We start from the raw sequence: 17158 nt of genomic DNA on the forward strand, positions 1-17158 counted from the left end.
TTTTTATAATTCTAGCAACCTTCCTGCGTCTACTCATTCGTTTTTGCATGAAAAGCCTTTAAAAAGCGACAAAGCAGAAAAAAACGTACATGAAGCAGAAGTTAATAATTCAATGCTTTTCGGAAGGAACTGGAGTATGTTTGGCTAACAGGAATCTTTGTCCGATCTTTCATAACGAGCAAAAAAGTGGAGTGGGAGTCCGGCTGAATTTCTTCTATGAAACTAACGTTGACAATATATGAACGATGCACACGGATAAATAAATCGTTTGGCAGCATAAACTCAAGCTCTGTTAAGCTCATTTTATGATAGCCTTCTCCGCCGATCGCCTGTACTTTTGTTTTTCGGTTTTCCGCCTCAAGATAAACAATCTTTTCATAAGAAACCGGATACCAGCGGTCTTCAGCTTTAATTGTAAAAAACTTTGCTGCAATCGGAGAAGGCTTTGCTGGAAAGATAGTTGTAACGGCTCCTGTGACTTGTGCGCCGTTAAATAATGGGATAGATATGGCATAGTAAGGTATTCCATATACATCGCTATTAATGTATTCCGAAATTTCATGTCTGTTGGCAATGGCTTTTGCTGCTCCGCTGCCTTCTTTATAGGGCTCTCCGGGACGAATGCGCAAATCAATCAGCTTGCTTGGCTCGTAGTAGATAAACTTTTCTGAATCGGCTACTGCAATAGATGTATGCGGCGGTAGAAACTCTTTCATTACATTCATAATAGATGTGACAGTCACATGATCCACAGGTTACACCTCATCTCTTTAATCGTTTATACTAATTATCATAACAGGCTTATTTTTAAGAGGAAAGGAAGCTGAAAGAAGTGAAGGGTAAAACGAATGCGATGCGCATACTTGATAAAGCTGGACTAACATATGAGACGTATGCTTACGATCCTGTCGACGGAAAAATTGATGGTCTATCCGCCGCGGAAAAGATCGGCAAAAGCGAAGACAGCGTATTTAAAACACTCGTTACAATTGGAACGGATAAAGAAATATACGTATTTGTCATACCGGTTGCTGAAGAGCTTGATTTGAAAAAAGCCGCTAAAGCAGCGGGGGCTAAAAAGTTGGATATGATCCCTGTAAAAGACATTCAAAAATATACGGGCTACATAAGAGGTGGTTGTTCACCGATTGGCATGAAAAAACTATACCCTACTTTTTTGGATCGGCGCACTATTTCCCGGGAAAATGTTATTGTTAGCGCTGGCAAGATCGGCAGGCAAATGGAATTAAAAACAGGCGATTTAATCACGATTACAAATGCAGTGACAGAACATGAAATCATAAAATAAACCAACCTAAGTAGCAACTAACAGCTGTTTCTCCGTTGGCAGCCTGCTCTATATGTCACATAGACAAATGCCCTTGCATATAGTGAGAGAGGACCATTCTTAAAACTGATACAAAGAGGTGCAAAAATGAGCAGGAATGTGATTCGTTATTTTGCGAGGGGAAATACGGCAAAAGGACTGCACAACCTTCTTGATTCAAATCTACAAGGGCTAAGGCAAGTCTTCCTCGTGGACGGAGGCACACCGGCAGAGAGAGCGGCTTGTTTTAAGCAGCTAGCCGATCAGCTGATGGCGGAAGGAATAACTATGGAATTGTTGCATTGTCCGGGAGATCCTGGCCAAGTGGAGGGAATCATTGCAACGAAAAAACAAACAGCTATTTTAATGAAGCAGTTGGCGCCATCTATTTCCGGCCCGCATGTACATGAGGTGAGAATTCCAGAGCAGGCATCTGTGCCGGCAGATAAGGAACGAGAAATAATGGAATTAGCAGAGCAGGAAGAAATCGCCCGGCAAAATGCTTATGCTTGTTTCCGCAAAGCCTTGGCTGTCCATGATGAGTGGGAAGACATTTATATTCAACAGCTGAATAAAAAAAGAGCCAATGAGTTAGCAGATGAATGGATTGCCCGCTTGATTCCAAGTCTTTCTGACAATGGAGGCGGCCTCATTAAACACCGCTTTTTAGGAGCTGCTACACCAAAAGGAGCGGTGGACTTTATTGATAACTTAACAGAGGGCCTTGCTAAAAGATATTTTATTAAAGGCCGTGCTGGAACGGGCAAGTCAACGATGTTAAAAAAGATCGCTTCCGCCGCTGAACAGAGAGGGTATGACGTAGAAATGTATCATTGCGGCTTCGATCCCGCCAGCATCGATATGGTAATTGTACGTGAACTCAGTTTTGCTATTTTTGACAGCACAGCCCCGCATGAGTATTTTCCAGAGAAAGCAACTGATAGCATCATTGATTTGTATGAAGAGATTGTGGCAGAGGGCACGGATGAAAGGTATGCGGCTGAAATTCAAGAGATTGCTGGGCGTTACCGGATGCTTATGAATAAAGGCACGGCCTATTTAGCTGAAAGTAAAAAGTGCAGAGAAAAGCTGCAGGCTTGCTATCCTGAAATGGAGAGCCATCACATTTTGACTAATATATGTGAAGAAATTAGATCAAAGCTATAAAGATACTGCTATATAATATTCAACAGATGTCCCTGACGTTAGAAGCGTAAGGGACATCTGTTTGTTGATTACTCTGCCCACAGAAAACGGCCGATCAGCTGGTCTACTTTTTTACTTTCATGCAGGCCGCTATGATTAAGGCTAAGGTCTGTTATAACGGCGTGATGAAAGTTTGAAGCTGGTACAATTTTATTTAAGCTAAGGGCACTATCCACAGAAACAAGCTGATCTCCTGAACTAGCAATGGCCATCACTTGTACATCGGAGGGGAAATTTTCTTTTTGTTTAAACAGTTTTTCCAGAGCTGCCGATTGTGGCATTAAGTCCATTGCTGCCGGCCCTGAGTTTCGATTTAAATAACTTCTATCTTTTAATCCTGAAAACGGACTACCGATTACGACTAATTTGCTAATGAATGGGTAGCCGGTTTTTTTGGCATATTCCTCAAGAAATTTAACAGAAACGATGCCCCCCATTGAGTGGCCCACGATGTTTACTTCTTCGAATTTATATTTTTCACGTAAGGTATGCAGGGCTTTGGACAACCAATAGGCTGTATTTTCAAAGCTTGCCCGATTGTTGTCGAAGATCAGTTGAACGAACAGCCGACTGCTTGAGGAGAAACGGCCTGTTTCATCACAGAGTACTTGGCTGTCAGCTGTTACACGGCAAACGATTGCTTTTTTGCCCCACTGTTGTTCGTTTTCAAAGCGATTCAGCATAGAGCGGAAAGAGACAGCCGTTCCTTTATACCCATGTACAAAAACTGTCACATTGGGAGGAGGAGTATTTATCTTAGAATGGACTGTGAAGGTCCCATAACCGATAAGAATGATAAGAGAAACAAGCAGGGAGGCTATGATTAATCTATCTCGCTTTGTCACAAGCTGCAATCTCCTTCTTAGATGGTTTTCTTTAGCTTTCTTCATTTACAACAAGGATATTCAAGTGTTTTTTATTATACAGAAAATAAAAAGCTATCGATGTGAAAATAATGACAGGAACATGAAAATAGATCTCTAATATAAAAAGTAAGGAGGTCGTTAGAATGAAAGAGAAGGTAAGCATATGTAAAAGGTGTGGAAAAGTCCTTTACTGTCTAGACGGATTCTTTAATGGTGTAATAAAAGATGATGGCTCTGCTTGTTGCTTTGAATGCATTGAACAGGAGGAGAGAAAGCAGATATGAAGGCTTCCTATAAAGATAGGAGGTCTTCATCGCGCCTATCTGACGATGAAGACACTGGTGTTGCAAATTTTATATATCTTTCGTAGCTACATCTTTAATTTCCCGGCGTGCTGCATAAAGATTCACAGCGATCGTTTTCAGAATTCCATATGTAGGGATGGCCAATATAACCCCCCAAATACCCGCAATATTACCAGCAGCTAAAATTAAGGTAATAACTGTAAGCGGATGGATGTCGAGCGCTTTTCCCATGACATTTGGGGAAATCAAGTTTGATTCAATTTGCTGGGCAATCAGCATAACGAGGGCGACCCAGATAATCATTTGTGGATCTTGAATCCAAGCGACTAGCAATGCCGGTGTTACTGCAAGATAAGGCCCAAGGAAAGGAATCACATTAGTTGCCATGCCGATCAGCGCCAAAATTAATGAATAATCCAGGCCGATGATTAAGTAGCCGATTAATAACATGGTGCCGACAAGAAAGCTAACGAGCAGCTGACCTTGGATGTAGGATTGTAAGGTTTCATCTAAATCTTTTAACGTCCGGAGGATCCATTGCCGGCGGTGACCTGAAAAAAAGTTAGCTAGAAAAGGCGCAAATCTTTCTCTATCCTTTAGCATATAAAATAGGAAAAATGGAACGAGTACGGTTAAGAACACCGTTTGCAGTAATCCTTGCAAAAAGTTAATTAACCAAGTACCAAAAGCCATTGCCCAATCTTCCACTTTTCCTTCTGCGTCTTCAAGGGATTGAATCGCAAATTGAGGAAGACGTTCTTTCTCATTCATTAAATAATTGATGGCATCTTCTGCAACTTGAACCATCTGCGGCGTATTTTTTGCCAGTCTTGCCCCTTGCTCATTCACAATTGGGCCAATCAGCGCAAATAACACCCAAAAAGTGATAATCAACAGGAGGAATACGCTTAATATCGAAGCCCATCTTGGCAGTTTCTTTCCTTCCAGCCAGTTAACGACAGGGCGCGTTAAATAAAACAGGACCCCGGCAAGAACAAGAGGTAAAAATACGGTTTTCATAACAATGACTAGTGGATTGAAAATATCATTTATTTGTCTGAACAACAAAATAATAATCAGGACCAGCACAAGTGCAATTCCTGTTTGAAACCATGTTTTATTGACCACTCAACTTTACACTTCCTTCCGCTCTTTAAAGCTGCTATTCACATTATACAAATATTTACTAGAATAAAGAAACCGCCAATGTGAAATAAAAAACACACACTTTCATACGAAAGCATGTGCAAAAGTGTTTCATTAAAATAATAAATGTGCCATACCCGCGACAATTGGCAGGGAGATAAGCGTTCTTAATAAGAAAATAAAAATTAAGTCTTTAATAGAAACCGGGATTTTCGTTCCAAGAAGAAGGCCGCCGACTTCAGACATATAGATAAGCTGGGAAACAGAAAGACTGGCAATCACAAAGCGAGTTAACTCACTTTCAATGCCTGATCCGATAATAGACGGCAAGAACATATCGGCAAACCCAACAACAATCGTTTCCGAGGCTTCTTGAGCAAACGGCACTTGCAATAATTCTAATAATGGAATGAATGGCAGGCCAAGCCATTGGAAGAATGGAGTGGTTTCAGCAATAATTAAAGCAATCGTACCGATCGCCATTACGATTGGGGCGACCCCGAGCCACATATCGATTACATTTTGCATCCCATCTTTCACGACAGCTGACGGTTTGTTTCTTTCAGCTTGAGCAACCGCCTGTTCAAAACCATAACTAAATGGTGTATAGCCCTCCGGAATACTTTCATCATCATGTTTTCTCACTTCGTCATTTACAAACGTATCCATCTTCTTAGAAAGAGGAGGGATGCGCGGTAAGATTAAAGCACAAGCGATCCCTGCCAAAATAACGGTTCCATAAAAAGGAAGGAAATAGCGGGCTAATCCGACTTGGTTAATCACGACTAAACAGAATGTAACCGATACGACAGAAAACGTCGTGCCAATAATAGCGGCTTCTTTCTTTGTATAAAACCCTTCTTCATATTGCTTGCTTGTTAAGAGGACACCAATGGTCCCGTCACCAAGCCAGGAAGCCAGACAGTCAACCGATGAGCGGCCGGGAAGCTTGAAGAGAGGGCGCATCACTTTGGTTAGAGAGTAGCCAAAGAACTCCAGCAGTCCAAAATTGAGTAACAGTGGCAATAACAAGCCAGCGAATAAGAAGGTAGAAAATAGAATCGGCAGGAGTGAATACAAAAGCATGCCACCTGTATTTTCGGAATGCACCCATTCAGGTCCAAGCTTATAAAGGGTCATCACAGCAAATATGGCACCGATGATACGTACGAGAGCCCAAACTGGCGCCACATCAAACAATGAAGCTAGAAACGGAGAACGGCGGACAAACGCCGGGCGCATAGTCTTGACAAAAATAGTACCCACAGCCGCTAATACGACCAAATACGTCATAATCGTTGGGATGACATTGCCCATAGCTGACTGCAAAGAATTAGATAAAATAGCAATAGGAATAGTCAGCTCTCCATCAATCGGCACAGGCGTCATAAAAAAGAAAACTCCTATTAAGGAAGGAATAACAAAACGTAAAATACTAGATAAAGAGCTTCTAGAAGTAGTAATTTCCATTCAATACATGTTCCTTTCTATGTATATGTTTGTATAAATATTAATTATTTTTAAATTTTATACATAAGTGATTAAAAATGCAACCCCCTTTATTATTATTCAAATATACAAAAGATTCAAACCTCCCTTCTGAATATAGCATAAACAAAAGGGTATGAAAACGTTTTTATTCAAAAATTTACTAATATTGAATAATAATTGGAAGGTTTGCGTATTTAAAAATATTCATTTTTAAATATGCAAAAATGTGAAAGCCAAAGGAGTTTTTTATAACTCTCTATCTGGAGCTAAATAAAAAGGGACAGATAAAAAATTCCTATTGAAAGCCAAAAGAGAAATCTATGTTAAAATGACTGAAATGAGAAAATTTAAAGAAATATCGGGATTTTTTATCCATGTTCTGAATAGGTATGTTAAAATAATTCTTAAAATTCAATTAAAGAAGGGGAAAAATGTGAGTAAAGCCTTAACAAAAATAAAAGTAGAAGACATCGTAGTGGCAAATCAAACATTAAAAGACGTCGTGATCAAGACGCCGTTGCAAAAAAATGAATTACTCTCTGCCCGTTACGGGTGTAATATTTTCTTAAAGAGAGAAGACCTACAGGTCGTTCGTTCATTTAAATTGCGCGGTGCGTACAATTTCATTTACCATCTTCCACCGGAAGAACGAGCGAAAGGAGTCGTCTGTGCGAGCGCTGGTAATCATGCGCAAGGAGTTGCTTTCTCTTGCAACCAGTTAAATATTAAAGGCGTCATCTTCATGCCGTCCACAACGCCAAGACAAAAGATCTCCCAAGTTAAGCGGTTCGGTGGCCAAAATGTTGAAGTCATTTTAACTGGCGATACATTTGATGATTCATACGAAGCAGCCATGGAATATTGCACGAAAGAGGGGATGGTCTTCGTTCATCCATTTGATGCTTATCCAACGATTGCTGGACAAGGAACGGTAGGAGTAGAAATTATGAATGAAGCTCCTCAGCCGATTGATTATGTTTTTTGCTCCATTGGGGGAGGCGGTCTCGCAGCAGGCGTTGGTTCTTATATGAAAAGCATTAGCCCTCACACTCGCATGATCGGTGTTGAGCCGGAGGGGGCCGCAGGGATGAAAACCTCGCTAGCCCAGGATAAAGTAGTTGCTTTGGAATCAATTGATCCATTCGTTGACGGGGCAGCAGTAAAGCAAGTAGGTCACTTAACGATGGAAGTGTGCCGTGAAGTGATTGATGATATCGTTGTTGTACCGGAAGGGAAAGTATGCACGACGATTTTGAACTTATACAATGAAAATGCGATCATCGCTGAGCCAGCTGGAGCCTTGTCTATTGCCGCTCTTGATTTTTATAAAGAGGAAATCAAAGGGAAAAATGTCGTTTGTGTCATTAGTGGAGGCAACAATGATATTGATCGCATGCAGGAAATTAAAGAGCGGTCGCTTATTTATGAAGGCATGAAGCACTACTTTATCGTTAACTTCCCACAGCGTGCTGGCGCCTTACGTGAATTTATGCACGAAGTTCTTGGTGAGCATGATGACATTACACGCTTTGAATATACAAAGCGCACGAATCGTGATGAAGGACCGGTTCTCGTAGGTATCGAACTGAAATCAAAAGTAGATTATTTGCCGCTCATTGAACGCATGCAGCAAAAAGGTTTCCCGTATATTGAAATTAACAATGATCCATTCCTATTTAATTTATTGATTTAACTGCCGATATGCACGCCGGCCCAGGGGCTGGCGTGTTTTTTCGAAAAAAGCAATTAACTTCCGGATAACTGTTCTCTATTCCAGATAAAATTATTTTTGATAAAGCCTGAGCAAAACAAGAGGATGACCTATTTGGTCATCCTCTTGTTTAATTTATTGCAGCTCGCTTACCTTGTCATCGTCCCAGCGATAATTCCAAAAGCGTTCAAACTTTATGCGCTGAATAGTTGCTTCGTCATTTTGCGCAAGCAGCTTTTCCATTTCCTTTAGCATCCAGGCCGTTTGAGAGATATGAGCGCGCAAGGCAGCCATCTTCTGCTCGAAAACGTCTGAAATATCATAGACAAGATCCGGTGCCCCAAGATCTGTGTCTGTATTATTGGCAAACGCAACGAGATGAAGCTTCGGTCGTTTATCTTCTGGGAGCCGGCGAACGGCACGAATAACGGCGCGCGCGGTAGCTTCATGATCGGGATGCACGGCGAAGCCGGGATAAAAGCTAATGATAAGAGAAGGGTTCAACTCAGCAAGCAAACCGGAAACGAGATCGGCCATTTTCGTATCATCTTCAAATTCCAGCGTTTTATCACGTAATCCCATCATGCGCAAATCTTGAATATCAATTGCTTCGGCAGCTTTTATCAGCTCAGCCTTACGGATATCCGGCAGCGATTCCCGGGTAGCGAACGGCGGATTCCCGAGGTTTCGTCCCATTTCCCCAAGTGTCAGACAAGCATATGTAACAGGGGTCCCTCTTTTTCTATGTGTAGCAATAGTGCCAGAAACACCAAAGGCTTCATCATCAGGATGCGGAAAAATAACGAGTACGTGCTGTTCTTTTTCAATTTCCGTTAACATATGGGAGAATCACCTTCCTTTACAAATTATTTAAACGGTTCTTCGCCTATTTGCAAAGCAACAGCGAGCTTTCCGTCAAAGCCATGGCCGGCAAGAAGCAGCCTGCCGTTTTCATCGAAGCCGAAATGGGTCAGTCCTTCTGCATATACCCAGCCAATTGATAATTTCAGCCCGACGCGGTAGGGGCCTTCCCCAACTATTTTTCCATGCTCGTAAACGAGCTTAGCATTGCGTATATAAGCACCTGCTGAAAAAAACTTCTCATCAAAGTGAGAGGCATAAGCTCCATTCGTCGTTTCTAAATGGATATATACTTCCTTCTGAGCAAATCGGTCAATCGATTCTTGAACCTTTGCTACAATAATTGGCTCCACGTTCATCCACCTCCATAAGCACCTGTAATGAACATTTTACAAGAAATAATTAGGGATTGCGAAAAATGAGCCTAAAAAGCCATCCTTTTAACAATGGATGGCTTAAAATTTCTTAGTTTCTAATTTGATTGAAAGCACCGTGCATAACTGGACCGACATATTGGTTTAGCTTGAAGCCGTGGCGAATGGCTGCGCTGACGAAATCTTTCGCATTAGATACGGCCGTTTTTACATCTTGTCCTTTTGCCAAGTTGGCTGTAATAGCAGCAGCAAATGTACATCCAGCTCCATGATTGTAAGTAGTGGCTACTTTTTCGGCTTCTAATACAGTGAATTCATTGCCGTCATAGAAGACATCGACTGCTTTTTCATGCTCGAGCTGTTTGCCGCCTTTCACAACGACATTTTTGGCGCCCAAGTCATGAATTTTTTTAGCGGCTTCTTTCATTTGTTCTAATGTACGGATCGGCCCAATTCCAGAAAGTTGTCCGGCTTCAAATAAGTTCGGTGTTACAACGGTAGCGATCGGCAGTAAAAATTCACGCATAGCAACCGGTGCTTCCGGATTTAAGACTTCATCTTCCCCTTTGCATACCATAACTGGGTCAATCACGACTTTATCTAGTCCATTGGCTTTAATATGCTTGCCTGCTACTTCAATGATCTCAGCAGTTGCCAGCATCCCGGTTTTTACAGCATCAATTCCGACAGACATGGCAGTTTTTAATTGGGCTTCTAGTGTATCAATAGATAGCGGGTGAACACCATGGCTCCAATGATTGTCGGGGTCCATCGTCACGATGGTTGTCAGCGCCGTCATTCCATAGACACCGTGCTCCTGAAATGTTTTCAAATCTGCTTGAATGCCTGCGCCGCCGCTTGTATCTGATCCTGCAATGGTTAATACTTTTTTCATTTCCATGCTGCAAAAATCCTCCTTTGAGTGTATAGCGATATAAGTTGCTATTAACATTTTAAAAAATTAAAACATTTTGTACAAGCCTTTTGGCGCGCATGGCTGTTAAGATAAGGGTAATAAACCCATATAGGAGGGATGAGATGGACCGCAAGGAAAGGGAAAAGCTGGAGCAGCTGGAAGCACTTATAAAAGAACTAAAGGCCGGGCGCAGTGAGACAGCATCTACAGCAGCGGCAACAGGAGGACTGCCTGTGTTCTTGACAGGAAAAGCAACAAGATGGCTGCTCGCTCTCTTTGTGTTAGTTATGCTTGCCCTTGGAACGTTTGGTCTCCTATCTTTATATTCTGATTCCGGGCAAGGAGAGCCGGCTGCTTTTGTTGAACAAATCAAGAATTTAAATTCACTGGCTACGGCAGAAGCTTATGTAAAGGCAGTAATTGAACAGGAAGACAATAAGCTCTTTGGACAAAAGATTGGTGTAGACGTGCCGGGAACAAAAAGGAAAGTTTTGTTAATTGTGCCTGGGAAAGTGCTCGCAGGTGTGGATTTAAGTAAACTATCAAAAGCGGATATTCAAGTGGATGAAAAGAATAAAACAATTAAAATCTATATCCCCAGAGCAAAAATTTTGCAAGAGCCGGCTCTTATGACTGATCAAGTAAAGCTGTTCTCAGTGGAAGGAATCTTTCGGGGAAAGGTGGATTGGAAAGAAGGGTATACCCTTGCAGATGAAGCTAGGCAGTTAATTAAAAAAGAAGCGGTTGAGCAGGGGCTGCTTCAAAAAGCCGAAGAAAATGCCATACAATCGCTTGAGCAATTTTTTGAGCATATCGGGTATAAAGCAACTGTAAAGATTTCAGGATAGTAAGAGACCAGATTCTAACAATTATCAGGATGATGGAGAAGGAGTGGTGGGAATGACAAAGAAAATATTGCAAAACGACTGGGGCGAGCTGCTGGCGGAAGAGTTTGAGAAACCTTATTACCAGGAGCTGCGTGAATTTCTCAAAAAGGAATATGCAACAAAAACAATTTACCCTAATATGGATGATATTTACAATGCTCTTCGTTATACAGCTTATAAAGACGTAAAGGTAGTTATTCTCGGACAGGACCCCTATCATGGTCCTGGACAAGCGCATGGATTAAGTTTTTCAGTGAAGCCGGATGTTCCAGTGCCGCCTTCCCTGCGAAATATTTTTAAAGAGCTGCATAGCGATTTAGGATGTCCCATTCCGCACAACGGTTACTTGGTGCCATGGGCAGAGCAAGGGGTGCTTTTGCTCAATACCGTGCTGACTGTGCGACAAGGTGAAGCTCATTCCCACCAAGGAAAAGGCTGGGAGCAGCTGACGGACCGGATTATTTCCTTGATCAGCAGCCGTGAAAAGCCCGTTGTGTTTATTTTATGGGGAAAGCCAGCTCAAAAGAAGCTTGTGCTGATTGACGAAAAGAAACATTGCATCATTCAAGCACCGCATCCAAGTCCTCTATCGGCTTCAAGAGGCTTCTTTGGCAGCCGTCCTTTTTCAAAAGCCAATGAATGTCTGGAGAGGTTTGGAGAAGAGCCGATTCATTGGGAAATAAACGATCAATAAATTTCGTCAATATACGCTGTTTCACGTGAAACAAAGCTAATAAATGACAGCATTCGCCTTTGTCAAAAAGAATTCTTATTCCGATTGGATAAAATTTGTTAGAATGAAAAGCAGAAGGGGCGTGAGCGGATAAATGGAAAAGGTGAATTGTTTTCAGTGCAAATACTTTTTTGTTACGTGGGACCACAAAAGCCCGCGCGGCTGTCGGGCATACGGTTTTAAGACGAGGCAGCTGCCGTCAGCATTCGTTCTGCAGGCTTCTGGTCATCCATGCCGCCAATTCACGCCTAAGCTCGTTAAAAAGTAGTAGGAGGTGCATGAAAATAAACATTTCTCATTTATCCGTCTTAAATAAAATAGAAGAAGAGATCCGGCAGGCACGACTTGCTGAAAAAAGTGGCATGATGAAGCAGCATATTTACACCGTCCGGACGTTATGTGAAGTGCTGCTTGATGAGTCAGACAAGACAGGAGCAGCGGCTGTCCTCCCTGAGTCACTGCCGATTCGGCAGGTAGCCTCTCAGCCGGCGCAACCAGCATTAAGCCAGGCTGAAAAGCTTCAAACGGACGATGGGGCAAATGGCGATTCTATATTTGATTTTTAAGGAGAAGAAAATGAAACTATTTATTATCATTGGGGCAATCAATGCCTTTTTATCTGTAGCGCTTGGCGCGTTTGGCGCCCACGGCTTGGAAGGGAAAGTAGAGCCGAAGTACTTGGAAATTTGGAAAACCGGTGTTCAATACCAAATGTTTCACGCTTTAGGAATGGTTCTAGTTGGTATCCTTATAGGGCAAGTCCAGTTTAGCTCTATGTTGAACTGGTCTGGCTGGATGATGCTTATCGGAACGGTTATTTTTTCAGGCAGCTTGTATGCTCTCACGCTGTCGGGGATCAAAGTGCTAGGAGCTATCACGCCAATTGGCGGTGTTGCTTTTCTAGTGGGCTGGGTGCTGCTCGTTTTAGCGGCTATAAAATTCTAATATAAAAGCTGCTCTCTGAAAAAAGAGAGCAGCTTTTATTAATTAACGTGGCGGATAGGAAGCAAGTCCGCCACCTGTTCCTGCCCCCGCTCCACCAGGGACCGGATAATTGTATTCTATCGGCTCATCAAAGGTAGCATAATCTAAAGAGACCATCAGGATTAAATAGCGCATTCCTGTTTGCGGATCACTCAAGATTAAGTGGTCACGTCCGGCAGCTTCAATAATTCCTTTAAAGATTTTCGCATTCCATTCACGGTTGTTTTCAAACGTTGTGTAGACTGTTACTGGTTTTCCGCGGTTCAGACGAAAAATATTCTCGATGTATGACTGTTCTGAAGGCAGCATGCCAGGGACATTTATTCCGCCTCCTGGTGAAGATGATATGCCCCCGGGAGGTACGCTTGGAGTAGTAGGGGCTGTATACATTGGATAGGGCTGATAATAATAAGATGGCATACCACTTTGCCTATATGGACTAGCAGTTGATGGACTCACAGGAACCCTCCTTGAACGAATAGATTTTTCAAATCGGTTGTCAATTAATGTGTATGTGGAAATTTGAGTTTCATGACAAAATAAAAAGCCTTTTCTAAAATGTAGAAAAGGCTTTAGGCAGTTTTTTAATTAATTTGCAGCATTTGCTCCAACTTAGAATCATCGAGCAGATTGCCGACAAAGAACGCTCCGAATTCGCCGTAACGGGCGCTGACTTCATCAAACCGCATTTCATATACAAGTTTTTTAAATTGAAGCACATCGTCAGCGAATAGTGTAACGCCCCATTCATAATCATCGAAACCGACAGACCCAGTAATAATTTGTTTCACTTTGCCAGCATATTGGCGGCCGATCATGCCATGGCTGCGCATAAGTTTCCCGCGCTCTTCCATTGGGAGCATGTACCAGTTATCTTCTCCTTGGCGGCGCTTATCCATTGGATAGAAGCAAACATGCTTTGCTCTTGGCAGCTCAGGATATAAGCGGGAACGAATCTGCGGGTTTTGATATGGATCTTCATCACTGGATAAGTAATTGCTCAATTCGACAACAGATACGTAAGAATAGCCTGGGATTGTGAATTCGGCAATTTTTAACTTGTTGAATTCCGTTTCAATAGCATTTAACTCTTCCATTGTCGGGCGAAGAATCATCAGCATAAAATCAGCTTTTTGGCCAACGATGCTGTAAAACGCATGGCTTCCCTCTTTTGCCTCGTGAACGGCATTTAACTTATTGAGAAATTGCTGGAACTCATAAATAGCTGTTTGACGTTCATCACTTGAAAGCAACTTCCAAGTCGTCCAATCAATCAGACGAAAATCATGCAGACAATACCAGCCGTCAATTGTTTTTGCAGCTTCACTCATCTTATTCACTCCTTATGTAAATGTTTTCAGTTATTAATATAACATACATCTGGAGGCAATCCATAAAAGTGCTTTGACGGGTGTGTGAACATAAAAAGGAGAGGGAATGATGGAGAAGAGACATTTTATTATGTAAAATCATAACTGTAGAAGGTATCCTGAGTATAGGAAGGGATAAGGAGGGAATTGGAATGAGTGATTTATTTACGGCTTTAGAAAACAAGCTTTCCGGACAGAACGTAAGAATTGTTTTCCCGGAAGGACATGATGAACGCATAGTAGCTGCTGCGAGCCGGCTGGCGAAAGAAAATCTGTTAACACCGATCCTCATCGGCGATGAGCAGGAAATTAAGCAGAAGGCTTCCCAGCTGCAAGCAGGACTGGAAGGAATCGAAATTGTTGATCCTGTAAGCGACAGTCGTCTTAATGAACTTGTTCAATCATTCGTTGAACGCCGGAAAGGCAAAGCAACAGAAGAGGAAGCACAGAATATCTTAATGGATGAAAATTATTTTGGTACAATGCTTGTTTACAAAGGCTATGCCGAAGGGCTTGTAAGCGGGGCTGCCCATTCTACAGCTGATACGGTTCGCCCGGCCTTACAAATTATCAAAACAAAGCAAGGAGTCAAAAAAACATCTGGTGTGTTTATTATGGTACGTGGAGAAGAGAAATATGTTTTTGCTGATTGTGCGATCAATATTGCTCCAGATAGCAATGATTTAGCGGAAATTGCCATTGAGAGTGCCAAAACGGCAGAAATGTTTGACCTTTCGCCGCGGATTGCTATGCTGAGCTTCTCGACAAAAGGATCGGCGAAGTCCCCGGAAACGGAAAAAGTGGAAGAAGCCCTCCAATTAGCGAAAGAGAGAGAACCAGAATTGGTCATTGACGGAGAATTTCAATTTGATGCAGCATTTGTTCCGTCTGTTGCTAGGAAGAAGGCGCCGGATTCGGTCATTCAAGGAGATGCCAATGTCTTTATTTTTCCAAGCTTAGAAGCAGGGAATATCGGTTATAAGATTGCCCAGCGTCTTGGTAACTTTGAAGCGGTTGGACCGATCTTGCAAGGATTGAATGCGCCGGTGAATGACCTGTCCCGCGGCTGCAGTGAAGAAGATGTGTACAAACTGGCGCTGATTACTGCTGCCCAGTCACTAAAATAACAGTTGCATTGAATGACTGTTCCCGATAAAGTAAGGTCAGACCGGCGTCTGCCGGTTTTTTTGATGTGACTATCGAGAAGGAGAACACATTATGAATGAATCGCTACAATTACTTAAGCAGCCGGAGTGGCGCCTGATTGATCAGTCAAGCTTAGGGCCGATGTTCAGCGCACTTCAGTCGTTTGCCGCCGATGATACATTATGTACATCAGTCGGTGCTGGCTCCAGCCCACCGACTGCGAGAGCATGGGTTCACCATAACACCGTAGTGCTCGGTATCCAGGACACAAAACTTCCTTTCCTGCAGGAGGGAATCAAGCTTTTACAAGAAGCTGGTTTACAAGTTATCGTTCGTAACTCGGGGGGGCTTGCTGTAGCACTTGATGAGGGTGTGCTTAATTTATCGCTTATTTTTCCTGATACAGAAAAAGGGATTGATATTGATCGTGGCTATGAAGCGATGTATCTGTTGATTAAACAAATGTTTTCCGGCTTTTCTGCAAGGATTGACGCCTATGAAATTGTAGGCTCTTATTGTCCGGGAAGTTATGATTTAAGCATCGGTGGAAAAAAGTTTGCTGGCATTTCCCAACGGCGCATTCGCCGTGGAGTGGCTGTTCAGATTTATTTATGTGTAAGCGGCAGCGGCTCAGAAAGAGCATCACTTATCCGCCGCTTCTACGAGACAGCCAAAAAAACAGAAATAACCAAGTGGGATTACCCTGATATCCAGCCCGAGGTGATGGCTTCATTGTCTGAACTGCTGGGCCGCAAACTTACTGTCCAAGATGTGATGCTGCGGTTTTTAAATACTCTTCATCAACATGCCGGCCGTCTCTATGCGAGTTCACTGCATGGAGAAGAAGTGGATCTTTACCAAGGGTATTTACAGCGCGTAACCGAACGCAATGAAAAAGCCTTGACCGCAGAAAGCTGAAGAAAAACAGATAAGCGGCATCTCTAAAAGGTTTCTATATTCTTTTCTCATATTCATGTATTCAATCAGCAGCAGGCTGTCAAAAAAGAAAGGTGTCCGAAAGACGAAGCTCTCGGGACACCTTTATTTATTCAGCTAGCTTTTCCAGGTTGCCGTTGCGGTCCATTTTAAAGGCTGTAGGACTAGGCTCTTCTTCATCAAAGAGAACGAGCTTTCTGGCACGGTTCATTATCTTTATTAGTGTTTCATAGTCTTCTTGCATAGTGACAGTGTTTTGCTCTAGCTCGCGTACAGTTTCTTCCAATGCGGCTTTCTCTTTTGTCAGCTGCTCTACTTCATGCTTTAATCTTGCATTCTCTTGTTTTAGACGGTCTGACTGGTAAGTAGTGCTAGACAGAGTTTGTAAAAAGGCAATCACTTTTTCCATAGACAGTTCTTCATTGTTCACCGGTGACACATACGGCAGCTGTTCAGTTTCTATCTCTATATCATTAGGAAGCGGCAAAGACATAGCCTCGACTTCTTCAATAGAAGGAACAGGAGGCTGATACAACAATTTTTTCTTGCCGCCTTGTTCTTTTCCAAGCAGTCGGTTGCGTTGTTTGCGTTGTTTTTTAGCGAGAGCGAGTGCTTTTTCATATTGATGGCGAACAACTGCGTTCCAGCGAAAGCCGCAGGCAGCAGAAGTCCGGTTTAGCTGATCTCCCACTTCCTCGAACGCATTTAATTGTGTACTTCCTTCACGCACGTGGCGCAATACTGTTTCAGCGAGCAATAGATCATTTTCCTCTGACCATGCATCTTGTCTGTTTTTCATTACATTCAACTCCTTGTTTTAGTAAAAGTTTAATTACTGACAGGATGATCCAAATACGTTAGATTTATACCAATATTAAAAAATAATTTTTTTCTGCTAG

Annotated in this window: 19 protein-coding genes; 9 read left to right on the forward strand and 10 right to left on the reverse strand. The window is 42.4% G+C overall.

All coding sequences use genetic code 11. The features are described 5' to 3' along the window. Positions 1–101: 101 nt before the first annotated feature. On the reverse strand, positions 102–752 hold the full coding sequence (locus tag MKZ02_RS03715) for a LytTR family DNA-binding domain-containing protein (protein ID WP_120035407.1): 651 nt from the start codon (positions 750–752) through the stop codon (positions 102–104). Positions 753–853: 101 nt separating this feature from the next. Here MKZ02_RS03715 and ybaK point away from each other — a divergent pair, with 101 nt between their 5' ends. Continuing rightward, positions 854–1309, forward strand: coding sequence for a Cys-tRNA(Pro) deacylase (gene ybaK / locus MKZ02_RS03720; protein ID WP_340856317.1), 456 nt, complete (start codon positions 854–856; stop codon positions 1307–1309). A gap of 126 nt (positions 1310–1435) precedes the next feature. After that, positions 1436–2494 (forward strand): hypothetical protein, encoded by a 1059-nt coding sequence (locus MKZ02_RS03725; RefSeq protein WP_340851927.1) that lies wholly within the window; start codon positions 1436–1438, stop codon positions 2492–2494. Positions 2495–2562: 68 nt separating this feature from the next. Here the strand turns inward: MKZ02_RS03725 and MKZ02_RS03730 are convergent, their stop codons facing one another. The 3 genes from MKZ02_RS03730 to MKZ02_RS03740 form a co-directional block, all read right to left on the reverse strand. Further along, entirely contained in the window at positions 2563–3378 is an 816-nt protein-coding gene (locus MKZ02_RS03730) for an alpha/beta fold hydrolase (protein WP_340851928.1), read from the reverse strand. A 374-nt stretch (positions 3379–3752) separates the two neighbouring features. Continuing rightward, entirely contained in the window at positions 3753–4832 is a 1080-nt protein-coding gene (locus MKZ02_RS03735; RefSeq protein ID WP_340851930.1) for an AI-2E family transporter, read from the reverse strand. Between the two features lie 132 nt (positions 4833–4964). Further along, positions 4965–6320 carry a YjiH family protein gene (locus MKZ02_RS03740; RefSeq protein WP_340851932.1) on the reverse strand — a complete coding sequence of 452 codons (1356 nt, stop codon included), beginning with the start codon at positions 6318–6320 and terminating at the stop codon, positions 4965–4967. A gap of 454 nt (positions 6321–6774) precedes the next feature. Between MKZ02_RS03740 and ilvA the strand changes: the two genes are divergently transcribed. After that, entirely contained in the window at positions 6775–8034 is a 1260-nt protein-coding gene (gene ilvA / locus MKZ02_RS03745) for a threonine ammonia-lyase IlvA (protein ID WP_259455638.1), read from the forward strand. A gap of 153 nt (positions 8035–8187) precedes the next feature. Here the strand turns inward: ilvA and bshB2 are convergent, their stop codons facing one another. From bshB2 to pdxK, 3 genes are all read right to left on the reverse strand, one after another. Then, complete coding sequence (gene bshB2 / locus MKZ02_RS03750; protein WP_182917161.1) at positions 8188–8880, reverse strand: bacillithiol biosynthesis deacetylase BshB2; 693 nt, start codon at positions 8878–8880, stop codon at positions 8188–8190. A gap of 38 nt (positions 8881–8918) precedes the next feature. After that, positions 8919–9272, reverse strand: a complete 354-nt coding sequence (locus tag MKZ02_RS03755) for a YojF family protein (RefSeq protein ID WP_406908982.1) — start codon at positions 9270–9272, stop codon at positions 8919–8921. A 106-nt stretch (positions 9273–9378) separates the two neighbouring features. Next, the gene (pdxK, locus tag MKZ02_RS03760; protein WP_120035394.1) at positions 9379–10188 is read right to left on the reverse strand and encodes a pyridoxine/pyridoxal/pyridoxamine kinase; all 810 of its coding nucleotides are present in this window, start codon (positions 10186–10188) and stop codon (positions 9379–9381) included. A gap of 137 nt (positions 10189–10325) precedes the next feature. Between pdxK and MKZ02_RS03765 the strand changes: the two genes are divergently transcribed. The 4 genes from MKZ02_RS03765 (at position 10326) to MKZ02_RS03785 (ending at position 12768) form a co-directional block, all read left to right on the forward strand. Further along, the gene (locus tag MKZ02_RS03765; RefSeq protein ID WP_340851934.1) at positions 10326–11051 is read left to right on the forward strand and encodes a DUF4230 domain-containing protein; all 726 of its coding nucleotides are present in this window, start codon (positions 10326–10328) and stop codon (positions 11049–11051) included. Between the two features lie 52 nt (positions 11052–11103). Then, entirely contained in the window at positions 11104–11784 is a 681-nt protein-coding gene (locus MKZ02_RS03770) for a uracil-DNA glycosylase (RefSeq protein WP_340851936.1), read from the forward strand. Positions 11785–12101: 317 nt separating this feature from the next. Then, entirely contained in the window at positions 12102–12389 is a 288-nt protein-coding gene (locus MKZ02_RS03780; RefSeq protein WP_120035385.1) for a YwdI family protein, read from the forward strand. 10 nt (positions 12390–12399) lie between these two features. Beyond that, entirely contained in the window at positions 12400–12768 is a 369-nt protein-coding gene (locus tag MKZ02_RS03785; protein ID WP_120035383.1) for a DUF423 domain-containing protein, read from the forward strand. A gap of 42 nt (positions 12769–12810) precedes the next feature. Here MKZ02_RS03785 and gerQ read toward each other — a convergent pair whose 3' ends face one another. Both gerQ and hemQ read right to left on the reverse strand, forming a co-directional pair. After that, entirely contained in the window at positions 12811–13227 is a 417-nt protein-coding gene (gerQ, locus tag MKZ02_RS03790; RefSeq protein ID WP_120037997.1) for a spore coat protein GerQ, read from the reverse strand. 164 nt (positions 13228–13391) lie between these two features. After that, a complete protein-coding gene (gene hemQ, locus MKZ02_RS03795; protein ID WP_340851941.1) occupies positions 13392–14138 on the reverse strand; it encodes a hydrogen peroxide-dependent heme synthase in 747 nt (248 codons plus the stop codon). A 191-nt stretch (positions 14139–14329) separates the two neighbouring features. Here hemQ and pta point away from each other — a divergent pair, with 191 nt between their 5' ends. Both pta and MKZ02_RS03805 read left to right on the forward strand, forming a co-directional pair. Beyond that, the gene (gene pta, locus MKZ02_RS03800; protein WP_340851942.1) at positions 14330–15304 is read left to right on the forward strand and encodes a phosphate acetyltransferase; all 975 of its coding nucleotides are present in this window, start codon (positions 14330–14332) and stop codon (positions 15302–15304) included. Positions 15305–15395: 91 nt separating this feature from the next. After that, positions 15396–16241 carry a lipoate--protein ligase family protein gene (locus MKZ02_RS03805; RefSeq protein WP_340851944.1) on the forward strand — a complete coding sequence of 282 codons (846 nt, stop codon included), beginning with the start codon at positions 15396–15398 and terminating at the stop codon, positions 16239–16241. Positions 16242–16368: 127 nt separating this feature from the next. Here the strand turns inward: MKZ02_RS03805 and MKZ02_RS03810 are convergent, their stop codons facing one another. Beyond that, on the reverse strand, positions 16369–17058 hold the full coding sequence (locus tag MKZ02_RS03810; protein ID WP_120035376.1) for an RsfA family transcriptional regulator: 690 nt from the start codon (positions 17056–17058) through the stop codon (positions 16369–16371). Between the last annotated feature and the right edge of the window lie 100 nt (positions 17059–17158).

It is taken from the genome of Pseudobacillus sp. FSL P4-0506, assembly GCF_038003025.1.
Classification (GTDB): domain Bacteria; phylum Bacillota; class Bacilli; order Bacillales; family Domibacillaceae; genus Pseudobacillus.